Here is a 17,973-nt window from a genome sequence, read left to right on the forward strand (position 1 = left end):
CAACGAGGAGCATGAAAAACGAGATCGCCACCTACCGGGAACAAGAGGGGTTGAGCCAGGGCGAACTGGCAGCAGCCGTCGGTGTCTCACGACAGACGATCAACGCGGTCGAGCGGGAGCGCTACGATCCGTCGCTGGCGCTGGCGTTCACGCTCGCCGCCTACTTCGACTGCCGGGTCGAGGCGCTGTTCGACCCCGACCTGGAGCCGGTCGGGGAGTGAGCGAACGTACTCCCAGAGTGGGGTGGGAGTCGGCGGCCGCCGTCGGCGCAAAAACAGTGTAGGGCGAAGGTTTATTTCCACCATACCACTAGCAGCGGGCGTGGCGTCCCCGTTCGAAGTTCTCGCCGTCGACCCGAACGCGAGCGACGAGGCAATCGAGCGCGCTTACAGGGAGCGAGTCAAAGAGACCCATCCCGACCACGGCGGCTCGCTGGAGGCCTTCCAGTCGGTGCGGGCCGCGTACGAACGGATCCTGTCTGGCGAGGCCGACGGCACCGAGCGACAGCGTGCCGACGACGACAGCGACGACGGCGGCTCGATCCACCCGCGCGTGGAGTATCTCAACTACGAGGTACTGGACGATCACGGCTGGCACGCGGACGACGACGACCTCTTCGAGAAGGCGGCCGGGGCCGGGCTCGACGATGTCGATTACGGGAGCTTCCACGTCTACCCCCGCGAGTCGGTGCTGGAGGCCGCAGAGCGGAACGACTTCGCCTGGCCCTTCGCCTGCCGTGGCGGGGCGTGTGCCAACTGCGCGGTCGTCGTCCTGTCCGGAGCGCTGACGACCCGCGTCGATCACGTGCTGCCCGACGAGATTGTCGACCGGGGCTTTCAGCTGGCCTGCAACGGGATTCCGACGAGCGACGAGCTGCAACTGCTGTACAACGTCAAGCACATGGCCGAACTCGAAGAGCTGCTGTTGCCCCCACGGCCCTTCGAGCAGGCACACTCCGACGACTGATGCTCCCGGCTGTCACGTCGTGCAGATATTCGCCACCCCGGAGTGGCCAAATCCGTGACAGGGTTACAGCCGGTAGTATGAGACCGACGAGCCTCCGTCTGTGACAGAATCGGGCTGAGAGCGTACGTTTCCCAGATCTGGCAAGCCGTATCAGTCCAGTCGGTCGGCCAGCAACTCGCTGACGACCGCGCCGGGCGACGCCCCGTCGAGCGCCGCGCGCCGACGCAGTTCGCGGTACACGGCCGGATCGAGTTCGAGTTCGAGTTCGCCCAGTCGGACTCCTTCGGCTTCGAGCGCGCTGGCGACCGACTGGCCCTCGTTGACGTCGCTCGCGACCGACCGAACCTGTCGGACGGTCAGATCGTGGTCGAGCGCAGCCCAGGCGAGGTGGAGGCGGGCCTCGCCGCCGACCCGAGCGATGTGTTTGGCCGCGGTGGGAGCGATGTGTCCCATGGCGACGTGACGGCGGATCGAGCGCGGGAGGTCGTGGACGCGGGACCACTTGCGGATGAACGAGACGGTGGCGTCGCCCCCAGCGCGTTCGGCGGCGGCCTTGTACGATCCCTCACCCCGGACCAGCGCGGCACAGGCGGCCGCACCGCGGAGCATGTAGACGTTGTCGTCGGCACCAGCAGTGTTCTCTGAGAAAGCCCGGACGGTCCGTGCGGCCAGTTCGAGGCTCTCGGGGTCGTCGGGGTCGAACTCCACGGCCTCCTGGGCGCGCTGGCCGGTCAGGGAAGGGTCACCACGGATGACCGGCTTCCCGACCGGCGACTCGCGCTCGGCGTGGCTGGGGCCGTCGCGGCCATCGGCAGTCATCACTTCCTGTTGGGAACGGTCCGATAAAAGGGTCCGGTCCGACGTGTGTCGGGACACGTCGGGACGCGTCTCACAGCGACTCAGTCGTCTGCGGCAGCGTCGTCTCGGTTCTCCGAGAGGTGCTCCCAGATCTCGGTACAACCGCATCCGTCCTCGACATCGTCGAGGTGGTCGGTCGCTGGCTCTTCGGCTTCGGCGTCTTCGCGTGAACTCTGTTGTGCGTCTGTCATTGGTTTGTGCATCGCGCCAGTGAGCGCGGTGTTTCGGTACTCACCCGTACTACCTACACCCGCATAAAGCCGCTCTCACCCGTAATCCCTTCCACCACTCCCGTTTGCCGGCAATATTTGTGGCCGTCTCCGACGGCGGACCACGAGTGCCGGACAGTGACAGATACCCCCATGGACCGACAGAGGGAGCGGGGATCGTCGCAGTTGCGGCGAAACTTGGCTACGCCGAACGACTGACGTGGCCCGCGAATCTAATGACATCTAATGACGACCGACGTTCACCAGCTCGACGACGGGGCCTGGATCAGCGTCAACGACTCCCGAGAGGTGAACGTCAGCGACCTGTGGTTGCTGGCGGAAAGTGAGTTCTGCGGGTGTGAGCCGACCGATTTCCTCGCCGAAGGATTCGTCGATACGGGCGTCGATCCCCCGAATATTCAGGCCCGTATCGCCGGTCGATGTATCGCCTGTGGAACGGAGGGCGTGACCGACTGGCTCACCGTCGGACGCGTCATCGACCCCGAATCGGGCGAGTTCTACGGTGTCGTCCACGACAGCGTCCACATCCCGGAGAAGCGCCACCGACTGGCCGACCCGAAACAGTAGGCAACATTATCCTGTTGCGGGGAGAGGTGGGGAGCCTTGTCGAGAAGGCGTGTTGTATATGGGTGGGTCCCAAGAATAGAGGTACACTAACCATGCCGACGAAAGTCGAGAACTGGAAGGACGAGGTGTACGGCAACGAGATCCGTGACCACCTCATGGAGTTTGCCGAAGAGGGCTGGGACGCGATTCCCGAGGACGAACACGACGCCTGGTTCGAGCGCTTCAAGTGGTGGGGCCTGTACCACCAGCGCTCCGGGCAAGAGTCGTACTTCATGATGCGGATCGGGACACCCAACGGTGTCATCGAGCCCGGACAGCTGGAAGTGATCGCGGAGGTCGCCGACAAGTACGCCCGCGGCCCCGAGGAGAACCCGGAGTTCGGCGACGCCTACTGTGACTGGACGACCCGCCAGTCGATCCAGCTCCACTGGATCAAGATCGAGGACATCCCCGAAATCTTCGAACTGCTCGAATCCGTCGGTCTCTCGACCCAGCAGGCCTGTGGTGACTCCTGGCGAAACATCGTCGGCTGTCCCGTCGCCGGCAAGGACAAACACGAACACATCGACGCCTGGCCGATCGCCGAAGACCTCCACGAGACGTTCAAGGGCGACGACGACTACGCGAACCTCCCGCGCAAGTGGAAGGTCTCGATCACGGGCTGCGATCAGGGCTGTGGCCAGGGCGACATCAACGACCTCGCCTACGAGCCAGCCGAGAAGGACGGCGAACTCGGCTTCAACGTCCGCGTCGGCGGCGGCCTCTCCCGAAAGGAGCCCCGCCTCGCGCGTGACATCGACGTCTGGGTACCCCCGGAGAAGGCGGCCGACATCGGTCACGGGATGTCCGCACTGTTCCGCGAGTACGGCGACCGCGACGACCGGTTCAACGCCCGCATCAAGTTCCTCATGGACGAGTGGGGTCCCGAAAAGATGCGGTCGGTCCTCCAGGAGGAGTTCGTCGACTTCGAGCTTCCGCGGGCCGGCGAGGACATGCGCGACCAGTACACCTACAACGCCGGGGGCAACGAGCACGGCGACCACGTCGGCGTCCACGAACAGCCCGACGGCAACTACTACGTCGGCCTGGACGTCCTCGTCGGTCGGATGGGCGTCGACGACGTGTACGAACTGGCCGAAATCGCCGAGGAGTACGGCTCCGGCGAGGTCCGGCTGACCCAGCGCCAGAACGTCATCGTCACGGACGTCGACAGTGACCGCCTCGACGCGTTCCTCGACGAGCCGCTGCTGGACGACTACTCGCCCGATCCCCACCCGTTCATGCGGGGCTCGATCGCCTGTACGGGGACGGAGTTCTGTTCGCTGTCGATCGTCGAGACGAAGAACCGACAGGTCCGCTACGCCCGCTGGCTCAAGGACAACGTCTCGCTGCCCGAGGGCGTCGAGGACTTCCACATCCACCTCTCGGGCTGTACGGCCTCCTGTGCCCAGCCCCAGATCGCCGACATCTCGCTGCGGGGCATGAAGACCCGCAAGGACGGCGAGCCGGTCGAGGCATTCGACATCGGCCTGGGCGGCGGACTCGGGGAGAACCCCCAGTTCGCCGACTGGGTCGAGATGCGCGTCGCCGCCGACGAAGTGCCGGGCTACATCGAGAACCTCCTCGACGCCTTCGAGGCCGAACGCGAGGGCGACGAGACCTTCCGCGAGTTCGTCGCGGACCGCGACGAGGAGGCCCTACAGTCCCTGGCAGATCCCGAAGAGACGAGCTACGACGATCCGTACCTGGGCAACACGAAGATGACCTGGTACCCCTACGCCGAGGACAACGACATGCAGTCCTCGCCGGCACCGACCGACGCCAACGACGAGCCGCTGCCGTCCGACGACTGACGGTCGTCGGCGTGTAGGTAGCTCTTTTGTACCGGCCCGCGAACGCTCTCGCATGGCATCTGACGGCGGTCGGAGCAACCTCAAGACGATCGCGCTGGGCCTCGCAGTGCTGTTCGTGCCCGCACTGATCATCGTCGCGACCCTGGAGTTTCTGATTCTCACGGGCGATCTGGTTTTGAACGAGCTGACGCCGCTCGAACTCGTCGAGTTGTATCTCATCGACCTCGTGCTGTTCGCTGGCGGTGCGTACCTCCTCTATCGACTCTTGCTGTACTCGATCGGAGGCCCGCTCGGCGGCACAGACGACGAGGAGTGATACTACCGGCTGTAAATCTGTCACGGATTTCGCCACCCCGGGATGGCGAATATCTCATCGAAGTTACAGCCGGCAGTACGAGCGTCGCCGCGGTCGTGCAGTGTCGGCGACGGATCGGCAGTCACCGACGCTATAAGTTCGAGCCGCTACTGCATAGCATATGGTCGATCGGATCATGCGGGTCAACGCGTACACGACCTTCGATCTGCTGGAAGGACGCGTCAAGGGGCACGGCTTCGATGAAGACGCCTATGCCGTGTTGAACGTCAGTACGGACACGCGCGAGGACCCCGACGCCGTCGAGGTACAGATCGAGATGGACAACACCGAGGTCGACGCCGTCGAGCCCCACGCCGACACCGTGTCGCTGTCGCCGGCCCAGGCCCGCGAGATGGCCGCCGAGTTAGAGAAGTACGCCAGTAAAGTCGACGCCAGCGAGGAGTAGCGCGGGTTGAGCACGGACCGGTAGAACGATCCCGTGGTTCTTTGGTGTGTCGTGACATACCTCGACCTATGTCGACCGATTCGCCAGGGAACCCTGCCTCCCGCGAGCTGGGCTTTTGCCCGTGTTGTGGCTACCGGACGCTGCCGGAAGGCCACCCAGGTTCCTACGAGGTCTGTCCGGTGTGTCACTGGCTCGACGACCCCGTCCAGTTCGGCGACGCCGAGTACGTCAGCGACACTAACCACGTCTCGCTCAGCGACGCCCGCACCAACTTCGAGAAACACGGTGCCTGCACGCCCGAGGCCGCAGACCAGACAAAACGGCCCGCCGACGCGCCACGTGACCCGAACTGGCCCTACGCCGAGGAGTGACCGGCGTCGAGGCCGTGGGACGGTGTCCCGTTCGCTGCATGCGCAACGATTAACACCACGTGTACTCCCATCCTAGACGATGTCCCATCCAACGCGTACGCTCCCGAGCGGTGACGAGCTTCCGATCGTCGGCGTCGGAACCTGGAACATCGACGGCGACACGCTCCGTGATTCGGTCCGAGCCGGACTGGACGCGGGCTACACCCACGTCGACACCGCCGAGGGGTACAAAAACGAAGACGTGATCGGCGACGTGCTGGCCGACTACGACCGCGAGGAACTGTTTCTCACCTCGAAGGTCCTGCCCAAGAACCTCGACTACGAGTCGGTGATCGCCTCGTGTGAGGCCTCGCTGGAGCGACTCGGGACCGACTACCTCGACCTGTATCTCGTTCACTGGCCCAACCCCGCGATCTCGTTGCGCGAGACGATGAACGCGATGGCGACGCTGCACGACCGCGGACTGATCCGGAACGTCGGCGTCTCGAACTTCAGCGCCTACCAGCTCAGCTGTGCTCACCACGTCAGCGACGTTCCCATCGCGGTCAACCAGATCGAGTTCCACCCCTACCTCCAGCGGCCCGATCTCGTCGACTACTGCCGCGAGACCGACACCGTGATCGAGGCCGCCGCACCGCTCGCCCGGACGGAGGTTTTCGACGACCCGGTGATCCAGGAGTTGGCCGAGACCTACGACAAGTCACCGGCACAGATCGTCCTGAAGTGGGCCGTCGAACAGGACGTGGTCGTCCTCCCCAAATCGTCCTCGCCGGAACACGTCCGCCAAAACGGCGCGCTGTTCGACTGGGAGCTGGCCGCCGAGGACCGCGAGCGACTCGACGACCGGGACCGCGACCAACCCGTCTACGACCATCCCGCTCGCGACTGGACCGGCGACACGTACGGCATCTCCCAGTAACGGGCACCACGGGTCGAGCCCACGCCGAGACGAGTCGGAGCCGTCGCACTCTTCTGACCGTCGATCCCAAGCGATAGGTGAGTGGCACCCCCAGCCCACGGTGATGGACGCCGACATCGACACCGCCGCCGAAGACCCACCACTGGGACTACTCGCCGTCGCCGTCGTCGGCCTGCTCCTCACCGCGGCGGGCGCGATCGCCGTCGTCCTCGACCTGGTGGGCACCAGTGACATCGTCCTCGGGGTCGTCCCCGCCCTGACGCCGCTGTTCGATCTGTCGCTGTTCGTCACCGTTCTGGGCGTCGCCCTGTTCCTGTTCGCGATGACCGAGTGGAGCCCGGATCTCGACACCTGATAGCCCCTCTGACCCAGCGGACAGAGAGTGGCCGGAGCGGCGAACCCCGCCACGGACACGCGGCGATGTCAGTACCGGACAGTGTCGTCGACTCGCTTCCACCCGGGTGCGTCGACGAGCGCCCCGAGCGCGTCGTCCAGTTCGGACCGCGTCGCCCCGTAGAATCGCTCTCGTCCCACGGGCGTCCGCACCCGAACGAGATCCGTGTGCTCCGTCACGTGGAACAGCGACAGCGTCCACGGTCTGTTCGTACAGTCCCACCTGCTGTGTACCGTCGCCTCGTCGTCCGCGACGACACGCGCCCCCAGCTCCCAGCTCAGCCGCGTCAGAATCGGGAGCTCGAACGGCACGGCGTCGGGGAGTGTAGCGCTGTCTTCGTCGCCGCGTCGAGCGCTATGAGCAACCATACCACGCTATCGGACAGCTGTGAGTAAAAGCGTAGCTATTCGCCGACGATCGGTAGCACTGTGTCGGACGACGAGAAGCGCTCCTGCAGCGTACAGAATTCGCTCACAGAACGTCGTTCGTTCCACAGAGCCGAAGGTGAAACGTCACCCTGAAGTACGTGAATCCGGCGAAAAACGGACCTTCGAAATGATCCGATATAGCGATGGACTCGCCGGGTGGTAGAGTGGAATTTAACAGACGGCGTGGGGTTGTGTTTGATAATCATCGTATCAGATCTGCTCCAGTTGCTTCTTTCGAACCGCCATCTTCTCCTGATTCGTTCGAACGTCGTAGTGCTCGTAGAGCACTTCCAGCGACACGTCACAACGCCCGCTAACAATCTCCGGAGAGACGTTGCTGTTCAGGTGGTACGTGATACTGCCACGGCGGATGCCGTGGGGTGATCGAGACGACGGGCACTTGCTGAGGGTTGCTCCGGTCCCGAGGGCTTCGCAGGTGGACGGGTCCGATGGGTCGGCGTCGTGGGGACACCCGCCGATCACGCAGGGCCGGGTGAGCTTGTTCACCCACTTGTAGATCGTATCTCCCGTGGGCCGGCCGTGCATCGACGTAATGAGCGGCTCCCGACCGTGGTCGTCAGTGCGCTCGTAGCGGTCGGGGTTGTCGAGGTAGTCGTCGATAACCTGGTAGTTGTTCGGACCGAGGTAGACCCAGCGCTCGCCGTCTTCCCCGTTCTTGAGTCGCGTGCCCTCGTCGATTCGGTGTTCCAACACGAGCGCATTGTCGTCGGGGCGGAGGTCGTCGACGTCCAGCGATCGGAGGGCGGACCGACGCATTGCTGTCTTCCACAGGATCAGGAAGACGACGTGATCCCGGCTCGCGTAGCGGTACTCGTGGAGGTAGTCGAGAATCCGGTGTGCGCGATCTGCCCCGATGTGGACATCCCGACTCTCTGCGCCGTCGGGCAGCTCGGGCGCGTGGACCTTCTCGGCCAGCCCATCGTCAACGCCCTCGATGTCGGCCCAGTACCGCAGGGCTTCACGGATCGTCGAGAGTTGCTTCTGCAGCGTCAGTGCCGCGATGTCGGACCGGCGCCACGCCACGAAGTCGGCTAGATCACGGCCGGTCAGGTGGTTCAGGTTCTCGATGTCCCGCAGCTCGCACCACTCCTCGAAGAACCGGAGCCGGGTTTTCGCGTTGCGCATGGTCGAGTCGCGCACGGACGGCTCGCAGTGCCGGAGGTACCGTTCGATGCCCTCCTCCGGCGAGAGATCCATCAAATCGTCGCTCATGCTCGCCTCCGCTTTCGCTTCCGGTAGCACCCGAGACAGTGCGGCTCGCCGGGGTAGCAGAACTCCTCACAGCCCTCCGTGGCGCACTTGTCCACGTCCTCGATGACGCGGTCGCTCACGCGGACGCACCCCCGCGTGGCGTCGTCGGTCGAATGGCTATACCGCTGGTCGGTGGGCTACTTTCAATAGCCCGCTCTGATTCGTACTTCATGGGTCGTTCAAATCCCTAGTCGGGGAATTCGACCCACCCGGCGTGTACCAGCACGCCGGACCTTTGCAGGTCCTGATGGGCGGGTCAAACGCTGATTAAAGCGCCCTCCTGAAATAGTTTACTGACGATTGTTAAGCAGTAATTGACGACTATGCATGCCTTCAAGTGTACTTGTCGCCAAATACTGCTTATCGGTGATTCTATGAGTCCTGCAACGCGAGATTCGGATAACATGCGCAAACAGGCGGACTGGATGGTTCCCTCGGATAATCGGATTCTCGAACTCATTCGAGAGTACGGGAACCTCACACCGTCTGCAATCGAAGCCAAGGGCGGACCAGTCCGACAACACGCCAGTACTCGATGTAGCGAACTGGCTGAGTACGGACTTCTCCAGCAAGTCCACCGCGGACTTTACGGGATCACCGAGGACGGCATCGCCTACCTCGACGAGGAACTCGACGCCAGCGAACTCGCTCCTGTCGAAGACGCTGAGTGACATTTGCTTAGACCCTCGCCAGTCGTGCCGTCACGTCGTCGGCCCAGTCCGGTAGTTCGAGATCGGCCAGCGTGCCGTCCCGCCAACTCGTCACGATCTCCACGTCGCCGTCGCGGGTCACGTCGACGCGCCACTTTCGCCCATCGTCGGTGGTAATGTCGAAGCGTGCACCGCCGCTGGAGAGCGTCTTCACGTGCTCTACGGTTACCTCTTCGCCAGTGTAGACCTCCATGCTGTCCTGCATACAGATGAGTCAAGGGGTGGATTCGGGTTAAAAAGGTGCTAGATTTCCGAGAGATGTTGGATAATCTCATTTAGCTACTCCTCGGGCGTTAGTTGCCATCTTCTAGAACTATCGAACGAACTGTGGCCGTTTCTTTCCATTTTCAATCCATAATTGGAGAGATCTGAAGATTCGATCGGAAATGTCACTACCTGTAGGTCTGATTCATAGTCTCTGTCAGCAGATCCGCCAAATCTGGTTAAGAATCTATCTTCAACCTTTACTTCATTTATAATACTGTTGACTCCTTGCTCTTCAACAACCACTGGTTGGCCCTCAAAATACACAGATCCATTGTGCAGTAGACTTGTCTCACTCACTCGGTCGTTATATGCTGTTGCGTCTTCTGTCTGATCCACATCAACTAGAATTACCACAAATTGTGTCAGATCTTCTGTAACGTTGTCTCCTGTCAAATCCATAGGAACAACTTCTCCCTCGCCTGTTTCGATTGATCCCGTAGTATACGCCCTTGTAACAGTAATCTCCAAGCCACCGATCTCTTGTGTGTCTCCTATTGAATGAGTTGAATTTTTGACCGCGAAAATCACTGCCCCCAGGCTTAGAGTGCCTACCGAACCAATCAGTATACTTCGACGTGTTGAGCTAATATCTTTGGACCCATCATTAAAACGACTATATTTTTTATAAAAATATTGAATCGCGGCCAAGATAACTGCAATAATCACAGAGATTATAAATGCGACTACAATGCCTGGTCCTAATATTGTGTAAATAAACGCAAAAGGCAGAATTAGGAGTCCTAAGGCATAGAAGAGATGGATGAGAAATCCGATTGGAGTGAATAAATACTTCAGTGACATACCTGTTTAGTGTTGTTTTTTGTTAATAAATATTCCTCCTGGGGTGGGGTAGTAGCAGTCATTGGTGAATGTCTACAATACCTGCAAAAATTCTCGAGATGTCGACGTATTTCAGACGATCAGATTTAGGCTAAATGAAAGTTCAATATCGGTTTCAGTGACTGAATATTTACGATGTCGATTCTCACCTTCCACTTCGATCAACTCGTAATCCTCCAGCTTCGAGAGCTTCAGCCGCCTCGACCGTTCCGAGATCGGCGTCAGCCCACGCCCATGATATACCTCCTCCGCAACCGCCTCGTAGCGGTCGTGCAACTCCCCAGCTTTCAGTCCACTGCCCACACGAATCAGCTCGTACAGTAGCTGATGGTGGAACGGTAGCGACTCCAGATTTTGCTCCAGAATATACCGCTGTGCCCGCTCGTAGGAATCCGCCACATCGTCGGCCCCGATCTCGCTGTGATCCCGTTCCTCGGCCAGCAGCGCCGCCTGCCGCAACGACTGAATGCCCTTCCGAGCGACGCCGGCCACTTCGTCGGCGATCTCCTCCAACTGCTCGCGCGTGACCACACCGGACGGTAGCCCACGGCGCGCTCGTGCTTCGAGGATGTCCGCCAGTTCGTTCACGCCGAAGCGGTCGAGTGCCAGCTCTTTCAGCAACAGTCGTCGACGGAGTTGATTGTCCAGCTGCGAGAGCCACTGCTCTTTGTCGTGGCAGATCGCGACGACCGACAGCCCGTCTACGTCGGCCAGCCGGTCCAGGGCGTCGGTGGCCGGCAAGTCGTCGGCCTCGTCGAGGATGACGATCGTCGGCTGGTCGACGCGCTCGCGTAGCTCGATGCACAGATCTTCGCGTGGTGTGTTCGTCGCCGGGTCACTGCCGGGGAGATCGTGGAGGATCGATCGAACGACGCCGGCCGTGCTCTTGCCGAGGCTCTCGACGTGAGCCGAGTGGATGTCTGCGTGCCTGGTGAGCTTCTGGAGGGCGAAGCGGGCGAGCGACGTTTTCCCGACACCGGAGGGGCCGTGAATCAGTACGTCGTGGGCCTGCTCGCCATCGAGGGCCGGCTCCCACGCACGGGACAGGTGGTCGACGGCGGCTTCACGATGGAGGAGGCGACGCGGCAACTGCTCGTCTTCGAAAACAGCGGAGTCCGTGATCATCTCACCTCGGAGTGACGGCGGACGGGGGTAAAAATTAGTGCGGCATTTCCGGGAGAATTCGACAGGTGGGCTAAGATTAATTCAGAGCAGCTTCCATCGCTGTACGGACCTCAGAGAGCGCCTCTCTGTTGTCATACTCGCCGTTCGTCACAGAGATGAATCCTGTCGATTCCTCCTCTTCCGGAACCCAGATCTGAATGAATCCCTGTGATCCCTCAATTACGGAGTCCTTCGATATCGGCTTCTGCCATAGCTGTGCCTCTCTTCCTCTGTACATGGGATTAACTCCATCTGGCAGTGGTTTCGTGGTCTGGTATCGAAAGTCTGGGTCGTCGTCCAGTACCGAGAGAACATCACCGCTGATGATGGTGTCTCTGGCCGTCTGCTCAACTTCGTCGTAGAAGATGTCTGCGACCTTTCGAATGAGTTTTTCCAGATTCTTTGTGGGGACCAGTCGGTTTACGTCATCCAGAATCTCTGCTTCTTTCTGGGCGGGGGTCGCATTGAGTCCGACGTTGAGTTCCCCATTGCGGGGATCCCTGTAGAACGCAACATGTGCCTGCGCTTTTGATCCGGGCTGATAGGTGTCGGGAATTCCAAGAAGAGCAGCATTCTCCAGTGATTTTACCACATCAAATTCCTTTGCCAGATACGCACGAAGAGCCATCATGTCATCCTTGCCCGGGGAAAGAGAAAGCAGAGAATACAGAGTATCACTGTCTGGATTATCGTCGTCGTAGAAGAATTCGTGTCGAGAATATCCATCGAGGGCTATCCATGTGAGGTGGTTTACCGGGCCATCGTCTGCAAAGATTACGTCTTCAACGCTGTGCTCAACCGCATCAGGGAATTCTTCAACGAAGATGTCTTCCAGTTGCTTGAAATCAGATTCTGGATCAATTTCGTACTCTTCAGGAACGTCTTCCAGCATTCGGTCGCGCTCTGATCCGGGCAGTAAAAAACGGTACGGTATGAAATGTTCCAATCGTAATTGTCAGCCTCATAGTACGTATCCCGTCATACCGTTGGAGACCTGCCTAGTCTGGTCTTCCCTGCTCTGATTCGTAATAACTGCAGGCAGAATTTAGCGGACACGAGGGACAGTCTGGATCTTCTGAAGTACAGACGAGGGCTCCGAGATCCAGAATAGCGAGATTGAAGCTTCGCGCGAGATCTGGATCGTCTGGAGTGAGAGCCTCCATGAGGGCATATACGTCGTCGCTCTTGTGTGGCTGTGATGGCATCTCGTATCCCAGAACTCTTCCAATGACTCGTGCAAAGTTCGAGTCGACAAGTGCCATTGGCTGCTCCCGGGCAAACAACTGGGTTGCCCGGGCCGAGTAGTCTCCAACTCTCCACGGGCGTTTCAGCTTATCTAGAGAACCGGGTACCTCACCACCGAAGTCTTCTGTGAATATCTCTCCCACTTCTGTCAGAGTCCGTGTTCTGTGATTGACGAAACCAAGTGATCGGACCACATCTTCAATTTCCCCTTCCGTAGCCTCTACCAGCGTTTCGGGATCCGGAAACTGGCGGAGAACGTCATCGTATATCTTCTCTACAGCATTACCGCGGGTACGCTGGAGTAGAATTTCGGCGAGATATACTTTCCATGGGTCCGTTGTCTCTCTCCAGAGATAGACTCTGCCGTTGGCTTCGAGCCAGCTCAACAGTTCAGGTACTGTCTCAATGAACTCCTGAATCCTCTCTTCTGGCTGATTTACATTGCCTGTTTTTGCATGTTCTACAGCCAGATCTCTATCGACCAGTGAGTCTATTTCTTCTGCCGAAACCTCTGTTTTACCGAACGGCAATCTGAGACCCATATCTATCGCTTCAGGTCCTCGATCAGTTCGTCACCCTTCTCCGTAGAAGTCCATAGGCGTCCTTTCTTTTTTTCTGGTGTTATACACTCAGCGAGGCCGTGACTATCGAGATCAGATAGAACATTGCTCACATGGCTCAGATAGTAGTCTGTTATTTCGGAGAGTTCCTTTGGAGTTCGGGGTTTCTCGTCCATGGCGAGAAGGAGCTTCTCCCGGTACTCACTCGCCTTCACCCACGAGTATTCCTCAACGTCCATTCAGGCGTGTGGATAGGCCGCAGCAAAGTATTTAACTTGGTTACAATATACACACAAGATAGCCACATGAACCGGATAGGAACTTTAAACGATCACGACTCCATTGGTGACTACAGATGAGCGAAGAACGGCTTACAGCTATCGACCTGTTCTGTGGAGCCGGCGGACTTTCTCAGGGGCTTCACGATGCGGGATTTGAGACACTCTGGGGCATTGATCACGAGGAGAATACCAAGCCAACGTACGAGGCAAACCACGACTGTGAGATGACGGTCGGAGATATCCGGGAAGAAGAACCACCGGATCTCGGACTGGAGGAGGGAGAACTCGATCTCGTCGCAGGTGGGCCGCCCTGTCCGACGTTTTCACTTGTGGGCCGGAGCAAAATCAATTCTATCGAGGGCCGGGACAACCAGAGCGACGATCGTCATCTACTGTACGAAGACTTCCTCCGTTTCGTAGATCACTACCAGCCCAAAGCCTTCCTGATGGAGAACGTCGAAGGGATGCTCTCGGCAGAAAATGAAGACGGAAAGCCGGTCGTCGATACCATCAAGGAACAGATGCGTGGAGAGCGAGAAGTTGCAGATCTTGACCTCGATCTAAATTACAGTGTTCGAGTCCAGCTGCTGGATTCAGCAGACTACGGGATCCCCCAGCACAGAAAACGTCTCTTCTTCATCGGTAACCGTATCGGCGAAGAGAATCCGGACATGACTGAGTGGGAAACCCACCGGAAGCCGAAGAACGAGGAAGAGAAGAAAATCAAATACAAGGAAGACCCATCAGAGCGATCTGAGGAAGACCAGTCCACATTGCACGGGTTTGTGGATGAAGATGGGACCGAAGAGTTCCCTGCCTTCCGCAAAAACAGACAGAGCAAGGAGCCATGGAACACAGTAGCTGATGGCATTCTCGATCTTCCTCCTGTTTCCCCCAGTGGAGATACACCACCGACCAAAGCAGAAGAATACGAGATTGGTCCCGTCTCAGAATTCCAGTACTGGGCACGGAATCTCAGCGAGGAACAGGACTGGGAAGATCAGCCCCTTCTAAATCACGAGTGCCGGGGACACAACATGCGTGACCTCACCCTCTACAAGCTCCTCGGGGAGGGTACCTCGTACATCATCGGAGACATCCCAGAAGAGCACCAGCCGTATCGGACCGACATCTTCCCGGACAAGCTAAAGAAGCAGAACCCGAAAGAACCTGCAACAACGATTGTGGCCCATCTCTACAAGGACGGGCATATGTTCATCCACCCGAACGAGGCTCGATCGATTACGGTGCGGGAAGCTGCTCGACTTCAGTCTTTCAAAGACACCTTCGAGTTCCCGGTCTCACGTACACACGCATTCAAACAGGTCGGTAATGCCGTCCCACCACTTCTGGCACAGGCTTTAGCCACTGCTATCCGAACAGAAATCTTCCATTCCCCAGTAGAGAGAACTGAACCTCGAGAGGCTTATTAAATACACTAACTTTAGTCTTCTCTACTCAGCACCTCTTCGATATTATTGAACGTTAACCGCGGCTGCTCTTCGGTGTAGGTTTCAACTTTGAACGGATGCCACTCTTCTAATATTATCATCTTGTCACGGTCAGTGTGTGCTCTTGCAAATGTATATCCGCCGTCATTCCACTGTGATCCACCAGCCTCATAGATCTCTTTTTGCTTCCAAGCATCACAAACACTGCCAAGTGGGCAGGTCATGCAGAGGGCACCTCGGCGATTACCCAGAGTACTACCGACTGACCACAAGATATGATCCAGCTCTGCTGGTGCTCTGCTAACCTCAGCCGCCAGTTCTTGCCATACTCGCCGACATACTTGATCGAGGTCACTGCGCTGAAGTTCTATTCCCTCTTTAGTGACCTCTTCTTTCTTCCCATCTTTACTAGCTTCGAATGTAACGTCTTCTTTGGCAGTTGTTTCTATCTTTAGTAGTCCGAGATTCAGAGTGACACGGATTATTTGTGCATCTACTGGCAAATTAAAATTTTCAACTTGGTCCCGACTCACGCCGTTGAGAAGATCATATCCACGCTCATTTTTTGTCATTAACGTGAATAGTAAACGGCCAATTTTCTTTGAAAATGAAAACTGTATCCCTATACGATCTCTTGCATCTTCTTTGTCAAATTTTTCAATTTTTGATTGAACCTTCTCTAAGGCATCTGGATCTGAGGTATTGACACCCAATTCGTTTGCAATCTGTTCAAAGAAGGTTCTTGGGTCACCATTACATCGATCCCGTAGATACCGAATCATAGCTATCCAGTCTCCGATTACTCCTTCAAAAGAACGACGCAACAGCCCAGAGATCCGATTTAATATGATTTTTAGAATCTTTTCTCTTTCACCATCACTCATTTCTAACAAAGTGTCCCACTCCTCTGAATCGGGTTGGAAGAGAAATGGATACTTAGACTGAAGGTCCAGTAACTCAGAAATGAATACTTCAGATGGAGCGGTATTTCCATAATCTTGTAATGATCGAATAAACAGGAATGTTGCCTGCTCAACCTCATCTGGTATCTGTTGGACAACTTCTTCTCGTTTCGAGCCGCCTTTCATTTGCTGAATAAATACTTCTGTTTCGTCTGAATCAAATGGATCTATTTCAGCAATCTCCTCTATTTTCTTTTTTGAGATCCTTCCCTTGAACCGGAAATTCTCTCTACTCCTCATCAGCTCAAATTCGCTACCATCTGACTTCCCTACAAATTCAACGTCATATGCTTCGAATGAGTAGCCACTCCAGAGATAGAGAAGATTTTGAAACTTAATTTTAGAATGTTGGACAAGATCTACAGAGTTTGTTGCTTGGGCTATATCAACAAGTAATTTTTCTATTGCACTACTAATATCTGTGTTTATCTGTCCAGATATAGACGCATCATAAAGTCGGACCTTATCTTTTCTGTCGTATGTTGTGATACTATAATTCTTAGCAGTTAGGTCTATGTCCCATCTATCAACTTCATCTAAACATTCACTTACTCTACTTATCACCTGTGTCTTGAGACAATCTGTGTGGTTTTCGATCAGACTATTATCCTGAATGTCCTTTTCTTTTGGAATATCTATGACAAGTTGGATAGAATTCTCGAACGAGCGACCATTAGAGCTGTTCATTTTGATAATTCAGGTATTGTCGGTGAGTCCCGTGAATTCTACAATGTCCTCGATAAACTCGTCTGCTGGACGGAGTGTATACGAGAGATCTGAGTCGTCTTTATAGCGATTCCAGACGAAAGAGTCTCGCGGTACATAGATTCTGCTGCCGTCATTGCTGATGTCCTGTACTTTCTCTCTGGAAACGTCTGCCATGAGTAGCGAAACGAACCAGACCTCGTCAACCCCTATCTCGGCTTCCCGTGAGAGACTCTGGCGAAATCGCTCTCGGAGAGTTCGTTTGCAGGAGAATCCAATGCTGCCCTCTGGTCCTTCGACCATGTTGTCTATTTCGAGATCTCCGAAATGAGCAGGATCGCCTGTGGCGGGAATTCCAAACTGATCGAAGATGTACTGCAGACCGGTCTCAAGCACGTTCCCTGCCGTAGATGCTCGACTCTGTCCCGCACGACGTTCGTATTCCTGAACAATGCCAGAGACAATCCTCGCTACTTCTTTTTCCTCGATCTGTGGGTCCGACCGGAGATCTGCCATCTTCTCATAGATGTAATCAATGAGCGGCTCCCGCTGGGCACCGAGCTGGTAGGCCTCTCCCTCGAAGTCAACGTTGAACAGGGCATCGTAGGTTCTGGCCGGATCTAGGGTCCCAGATTCTGTCTGGAGGGTTTCATCGACTATTTTGATGATCTCTGACTTGCCGAAGCTCGGCGTAGTTTCCAGAATCTCACTGGTTCGGACCACTGCATCTATCGCAATTCGAAATTCGCGGATGTCATCCTCTGTGTCGATCCGTCGAAGGATCCGCTCAACGAGATCTTCGGTTTGTCTGTATCGTTTTGAGACGTCACCGGCATACGTCTTATTGACAGAATCCGTGATCGTATCCCGTATTATGCGCTTTTGCCGGTCGAGAGATGAATCGCCACTGAACCGTTCGTCTTCGAGTTCCTCACCCAGCCGTGTTGAAAGCTGCTTGAGTGTTGGCTTCTCTTTTTTGGCGTAACTCCCGTAACTGGAGGCGATGAGATCTCGCGCAAACCAGTACACCTTGAACTCGGAGGGATCTCCGGAATAATCTGCCATCTATCATCGGCGAGGTGAGATAATCTGAAGAAAATAGATTACATCTTAAGCATAATATACACACATCTCCCCACTCTCGTCCCGCGAAAATAATCTGTAGCTAT

At 57.0% G+C, this 17,973-nt stretch carries 23 protein-coding genes; 11 read left to right on the plus strand and 12 right to left on the minus strand.

The annotated features are described in order from the left end of the window. Positions 1-11 precede the first annotated feature (11 nt). Positions 12-221, plus strand: a complete 210-nt coding sequence (locus HMUK_RS01990) for a helix-turn-helix transcriptional regulator (protein WP_012807957.1) — start codon at positions 12-14, stop codon at positions 219-221. Between the two features lie 100 nt (positions 222-321). Beyond that, positions 322-966 carry a ferredoxin Fer gene (fer, locus tag HMUK_RS01995; protein WP_012807958.1) on the plus strand — a complete coding sequence of 215 codons (645 nt, stop codon included), beginning with the start codon at positions 322-324 and terminating at the stop codon, positions 964-966. 150 nt (positions 967-1,116) lie between these two features. Here fer and HMUK_RS02000 read toward each other — a convergent pair whose 3' ends face one another. Next, the gene (locus tag HMUK_RS02000; protein ID WP_012807959.1) at positions 1,117-1,785 is read right to left on the minus strand and encodes a DUF7119 family protein; all 669 of its coding nucleotides are present in this window, start codon (positions 1,783-1,785) and stop codon (positions 1,117-1,119) included. 80 nt (positions 1,786-1,865) lie between these two features. After that, entirely contained in the window at positions 1,866-2,015 is a 150-nt protein-coding gene (locus tag HMUK_RS17435; RefSeq protein ID WP_018256640.1) for a hypothetical protein, read from the minus strand. Positions 2,016-2,279: 264 nt separating this feature from the next. Here HMUK_RS17435 and HMUK_RS02005 point away from each other — a divergent pair, with 264 nt between their 5' ends. The 7 genes from HMUK_RS02005 (at position 2,280) to HMUK_RS02035 (ending at position 6,880) form a co-directional block, all read left to right on the plus strand. Continuing rightward, positions 2,280-2,621: a hypothetical protein gene (locus HMUK_RS02005; RefSeq protein WP_012807961.1), complete on the plus strand. Its 342-nt coding sequence runs from the start codon at positions 2,280-2,282 to the stop codon at positions 2,619-2,621. A 92-nt stretch (positions 2,622-2,713) separates the two neighbouring features. Next, the gene (locus HMUK_RS02010; RefSeq protein ID WP_012807962.1) at positions 2,714-4,474 is read left to right on the plus strand and encodes a nitrite/sulfite reductase; all 1,761 of its coding nucleotides are present in this window, start codon (positions 2,714-2,716) and stop codon (positions 4,472-4,474) included. Between the two features lie 52 nt (positions 4,475-4,526). Continuing rightward, complete coding sequence (locus HMUK_RS02015; protein ID WP_012807963.1) at positions 4,527-4,790, plus strand: hypothetical protein; 264 nt, start codon at positions 4,527-4,529, stop codon at positions 4,788-4,790. Positions 4,791-4,950: 160 nt separating this feature from the next. After that, the gene (locus tag HMUK_RS02020; RefSeq protein ID WP_012807964.1) at positions 4,951-5,235 is read left to right on the plus strand and encodes a DUF6360 family protein; all 285 of its coding nucleotides are present in this window, start codon (positions 4,951-4,953) and stop codon (positions 5,233-5,235) included. Between the two features lie 68 nt (positions 5,236-5,303). After that, complete coding sequence (locus HMUK_RS02025; protein ID WP_012807965.1) at positions 5,304-5,606, plus strand: CPCC family cysteine-rich protein; 303 nt, start codon at positions 5,304-5,306, stop codon at positions 5,604-5,606. 79 nt (positions 5,607-5,685) lie between these two features. Continuing rightward, positions 5,686-6,525: an aldo/keto reductase gene (locus HMUK_RS02030; RefSeq protein WP_012807966.1), complete on the plus strand. Its 840-nt coding sequence runs from the start codon at positions 5,686-5,688 to the stop codon at positions 6,523-6,525. A 103-nt stretch (positions 6,526-6,628) separates the two neighbouring features. Continuing rightward, on the plus strand, positions 6,629-6,880 hold the full coding sequence (locus HMUK_RS02035) for a hypothetical protein (protein WP_012807967.1): 252 nt from the start codon (positions 6,629-6,631) through the stop codon (positions 6,878-6,880). Positions 6,881-6,948: 68 nt separating this feature from the next. On the opposite strand, the gene HMUK_RS02040 is transcribed toward HMUK_RS02035, so the two are convergent. Beyond that, positions 6,949-7,287, minus strand: coding sequence for a hypothetical protein (locus HMUK_RS02040; RefSeq protein WP_012807968.1), 339 nt, complete (start codon positions 7,285-7,287; stop codon positions 6,949-6,951). Positions 7,288-7,557: 270 nt separating this feature from the next. Beyond that, complete coding sequence (locus HMUK_RS02045) at positions 7,558-8,580, minus strand: tyrosine-type recombinase/integrase (RefSeq protein ID WP_012807969.1); 1,023 nt, start codon at positions 8,578-8,580, stop codon at positions 7,558-7,560. 443 nt (positions 8,581-9,023) lie between these two features. On the opposite strand from HMUK_RS02045, the gene HMUK_RS02050 reads away from it, so the two are divergent. Continuing rightward, a complete protein-coding gene (locus tag HMUK_RS02050; RefSeq protein WP_012807970.1) occupies positions 9,024-9,290 on the plus strand; it encodes a hypothetical protein in 267 nt (88 codons plus the stop codon). 7 nt (positions 9,291-9,297) lie between these two features. On the opposite strand, the gene HMUK_RS02055 is transcribed toward HMUK_RS02050, so the two are convergent. From HMUK_RS02055 to HMUK_RS02070, 6 genes are all read right to left on the minus strand, one after another. Next, entirely contained in the window at positions 9,298-9,534 is a 237-nt protein-coding gene (locus tag HMUK_RS02055; protein ID WP_012807971.1) for a hypothetical protein, read from the minus strand. A gap of 74 nt (positions 9,535-9,608) precedes the next feature. Continuing rightward, complete coding sequence (locus HMUK_RS16960) at positions 9,609-10,397, minus strand: DUF4199 domain-containing protein (protein WP_012807972.1); 789 nt, start codon at positions 10,395-10,397, stop codon at positions 9,609-9,611. Between the two features lie 111 nt (positions 10,398-10,508). Continuing rightward, positions 10,509-11,561, minus strand: coding sequence for a Cdc6/Cdc18 family protein (locus HMUK_RS02060; protein ID WP_012807973.1), 1,053 nt, complete (start codon positions 11,559-11,561; stop codon positions 10,509-10,511). Positions 11,562-11,637: 76 nt separating this feature from the next. After that, on the minus strand, positions 11,638-12,492 hold the full coding sequence (locus HMUK_RS02065) for a hypothetical protein (RefSeq protein WP_012807974.1): 855 nt from the start codon (positions 12,490-12,492) through the stop codon (positions 11,638-11,640). Between the two features lie 106 nt (positions 12,493-12,598). Next, positions 12,599-13,387, minus strand: coding sequence for an HhH-GPD family protein (locus HMUK_RS16570; protein ID WP_012807975.1), 789 nt, complete (start codon positions 13,385-13,387; stop codon positions 12,599-12,601). A 2-nt stretch (positions 13,388-13,389) separates the two neighbouring features. Next, positions 13,390-13,644: a helix-turn-helix domain-containing protein gene (locus HMUK_RS02070; RefSeq protein ID WP_012807976.1), complete on the minus strand. Its 255-nt coding sequence runs from the start codon at positions 13,642-13,644 to the stop codon at positions 13,390-13,392. 116 nt (positions 13,645-13,760) lie between these two features. Between HMUK_RS02070 and HMUK_RS02075 the strand changes: the two genes are divergently transcribed. Next, positions 13,761-15,119, plus strand: coding sequence for a DNA cytosine methyltransferase (locus HMUK_RS02075; RefSeq protein ID WP_012807977.1), 1,359 nt, complete (start codon positions 13,761-13,763; stop codon positions 15,117-15,119). Positions 15,120-15,130: 11 nt separating this feature from the next. Here the strand turns inward: HMUK_RS02075 and HMUK_RS16965 are convergent, their stop codons facing one another. Both HMUK_RS16965 and HMUK_RS02085 read right to left on the minus strand, forming a co-directional pair. Next, positions 15,131-16,786: a hypothetical protein gene (locus HMUK_RS16965; protein WP_012807978.1), complete on the minus strand. Its 1,656-nt coding sequence runs from the start codon at positions 16,784-16,786 to the stop codon at positions 15,131-15,133. A 9-nt stretch (positions 16,787-16,795) separates the two neighbouring features. Continuing rightward, positions 16,796-17,869 (minus strand): PDDEXK family nuclease, encoded by a 1,074-nt coding sequence (locus HMUK_RS02085; RefSeq protein WP_012807979.1) that lies wholly within the window; start codon positions 17,867-17,869, stop codon positions 16,796-16,798. Positions 17,870-17,973: the final 104 nt, after the last annotated feature.

The sequence above is a fragment of the Halomicrobium mukohataei DSM 12286 genome, from assembly GCF_000023965.1.
Taxonomy (GTDB): Archaea; Halobacteriota; Halobacteria; order Halobacteriales; family Haloarculaceae; genus Halomicrobium; species Halomicrobium mukohataei.

Coding starts and splice junctions, on each gene's coding strand:
- HMUK_RS01990 (WP_012807957.1), top strand. CDS start 12: ATGAAAAACGAGATCGCCACCTACCGGGAACAAGAGGGGTTGAGCCAG.
- HMUK_RS02000 (WP_012807959.1), bottom strand. CDS start 1,785: ATGACTGCCGATGGCCGCGACGGCCCCAGCCACGCCGAGCGCGAGTCG.
- HMUK_RS17435 (WP_018256640.1), bottom strand. CDS start 2,015: ATGACAGACGCACAACAGAGTTCACGCGAAGACGCCGAAGCCGAAGAG.
- HMUK_RS02005 (WP_012807961.1), top strand. CDS start 2,280: ATGACGACCGACGTTCACCAGCTCGACGACGGGGCCTGGATCAGCGTC.
- HMUK_RS02010 (WP_012807962.1), top strand. CDS start 2,714: ATGCCGACGAAAGTCGAGAACTGGAAGGACGAGGTGTACGGCAACGAG.
- HMUK_RS02015 (WP_012807963.1), top strand. CDS start 4,527: ATGGCATCTGACGGCGGTCGGAGCAACCTCAAGACGATCGCGCTGGGC.
- HMUK_RS02020 (WP_012807964.1), top strand. CDS start 4,951: ATGGTCGATCGGATCATGCGGGTCAACGCGTACACGACCTTCGATCTG.
- HMUK_RS02025 (WP_012807965.1), top strand. CDS start 5,304: ATGTCGACCGATTCGCCAGGGAACCCTGCCTCCCGCGAGCTGGGCTTT.
- HMUK_RS02030 (WP_012807966.1), top strand. CDS start 5,686: ATGTCCCATCCAACGCGTACGCTCCCGAGCGGTGACGAGCTTCCGATC.
- HMUK_RS02035 (WP_012807967.1), top strand. CDS start 6,629: ATGGACGCCGACATCGACACCGCCGCCGAAGACCCACCACTGGGACTA.
- HMUK_RS02040 (WP_012807968.1), bottom strand. CDS start 7,287: ATGGTTGCTCATAGCGCTCGACGCGGCGACGAAGACAGCGCTACACTC.
- HMUK_RS02045 (WP_012807969.1), bottom strand. CDS start 8,580: ATGAGCGACGATTTGATGGATCTCTCGCCGGAGGAGGGCATCGAACGG.
- HMUK_RS02050 (WP_012807970.1), top strand. CDS start 9,024: ATGCGCAAACAGGCGGACTGGATGGTTCCCTCGGATAATCGGATTCTC.
- HMUK_RS02055 (WP_012807971.1), bottom strand. CDS start 9,534: ATGCAGGACAGCATGGAGGTCTACACTGGCGAAGAGGTAACCGTAGAG.
- HMUK_RS16960 (WP_012807972.1), bottom strand. CDS start 10,397: ATGTCACTGAAGTATTTATTCACTCCAATCGGATTTCTCATCCATCTC.
- HMUK_RS02060 (WP_012807973.1), bottom strand. CDS start 11,561: ATGATCACGGACTCCGCTGTTTTCGAAGACGAGCAGTTGCCGCGTCGC.
- HMUK_RS02065 (WP_012807974.1), bottom strand. CDS start 12,492: ATGCTGGAAGACGTTCCTGAAGAGTACGAAATTGATCCAGAATCTGAT.
- HMUK_RS16570 (WP_012807975.1), bottom strand. CDS start 13,387: ATGGGTCTCAGATTGCCGTTCGGTAAAACAGAGGTTTCGGCAGAAGAA.
- HMUK_RS02070 (WP_012807976.1), bottom strand. CDS start 13,644: ATGGACGTTGAGGAATACTCGTGGGTGAAGGCGAGTGAGTACCGGGAG.
- HMUK_RS02075 (WP_012807977.1), top strand. CDS start 13,761: ATGAGCGAAGAACGGCTTACAGCTATCGACCTGTTCTGTGGAGCCGGC.
- HMUK_RS16965 (WP_012807978.1), bottom strand. CDS start 16,786: ATGAACAGCTCTAATGGTCGCTCGTTCGAGAATTCTATCCAACTTGTC.
- HMUK_RS02085 (WP_012807979.1), bottom strand. CDS start 17,869: ATGGCAGATTATTCCGGAGATCCCTCCGAGTTCAAGGTGTACTGGTTT.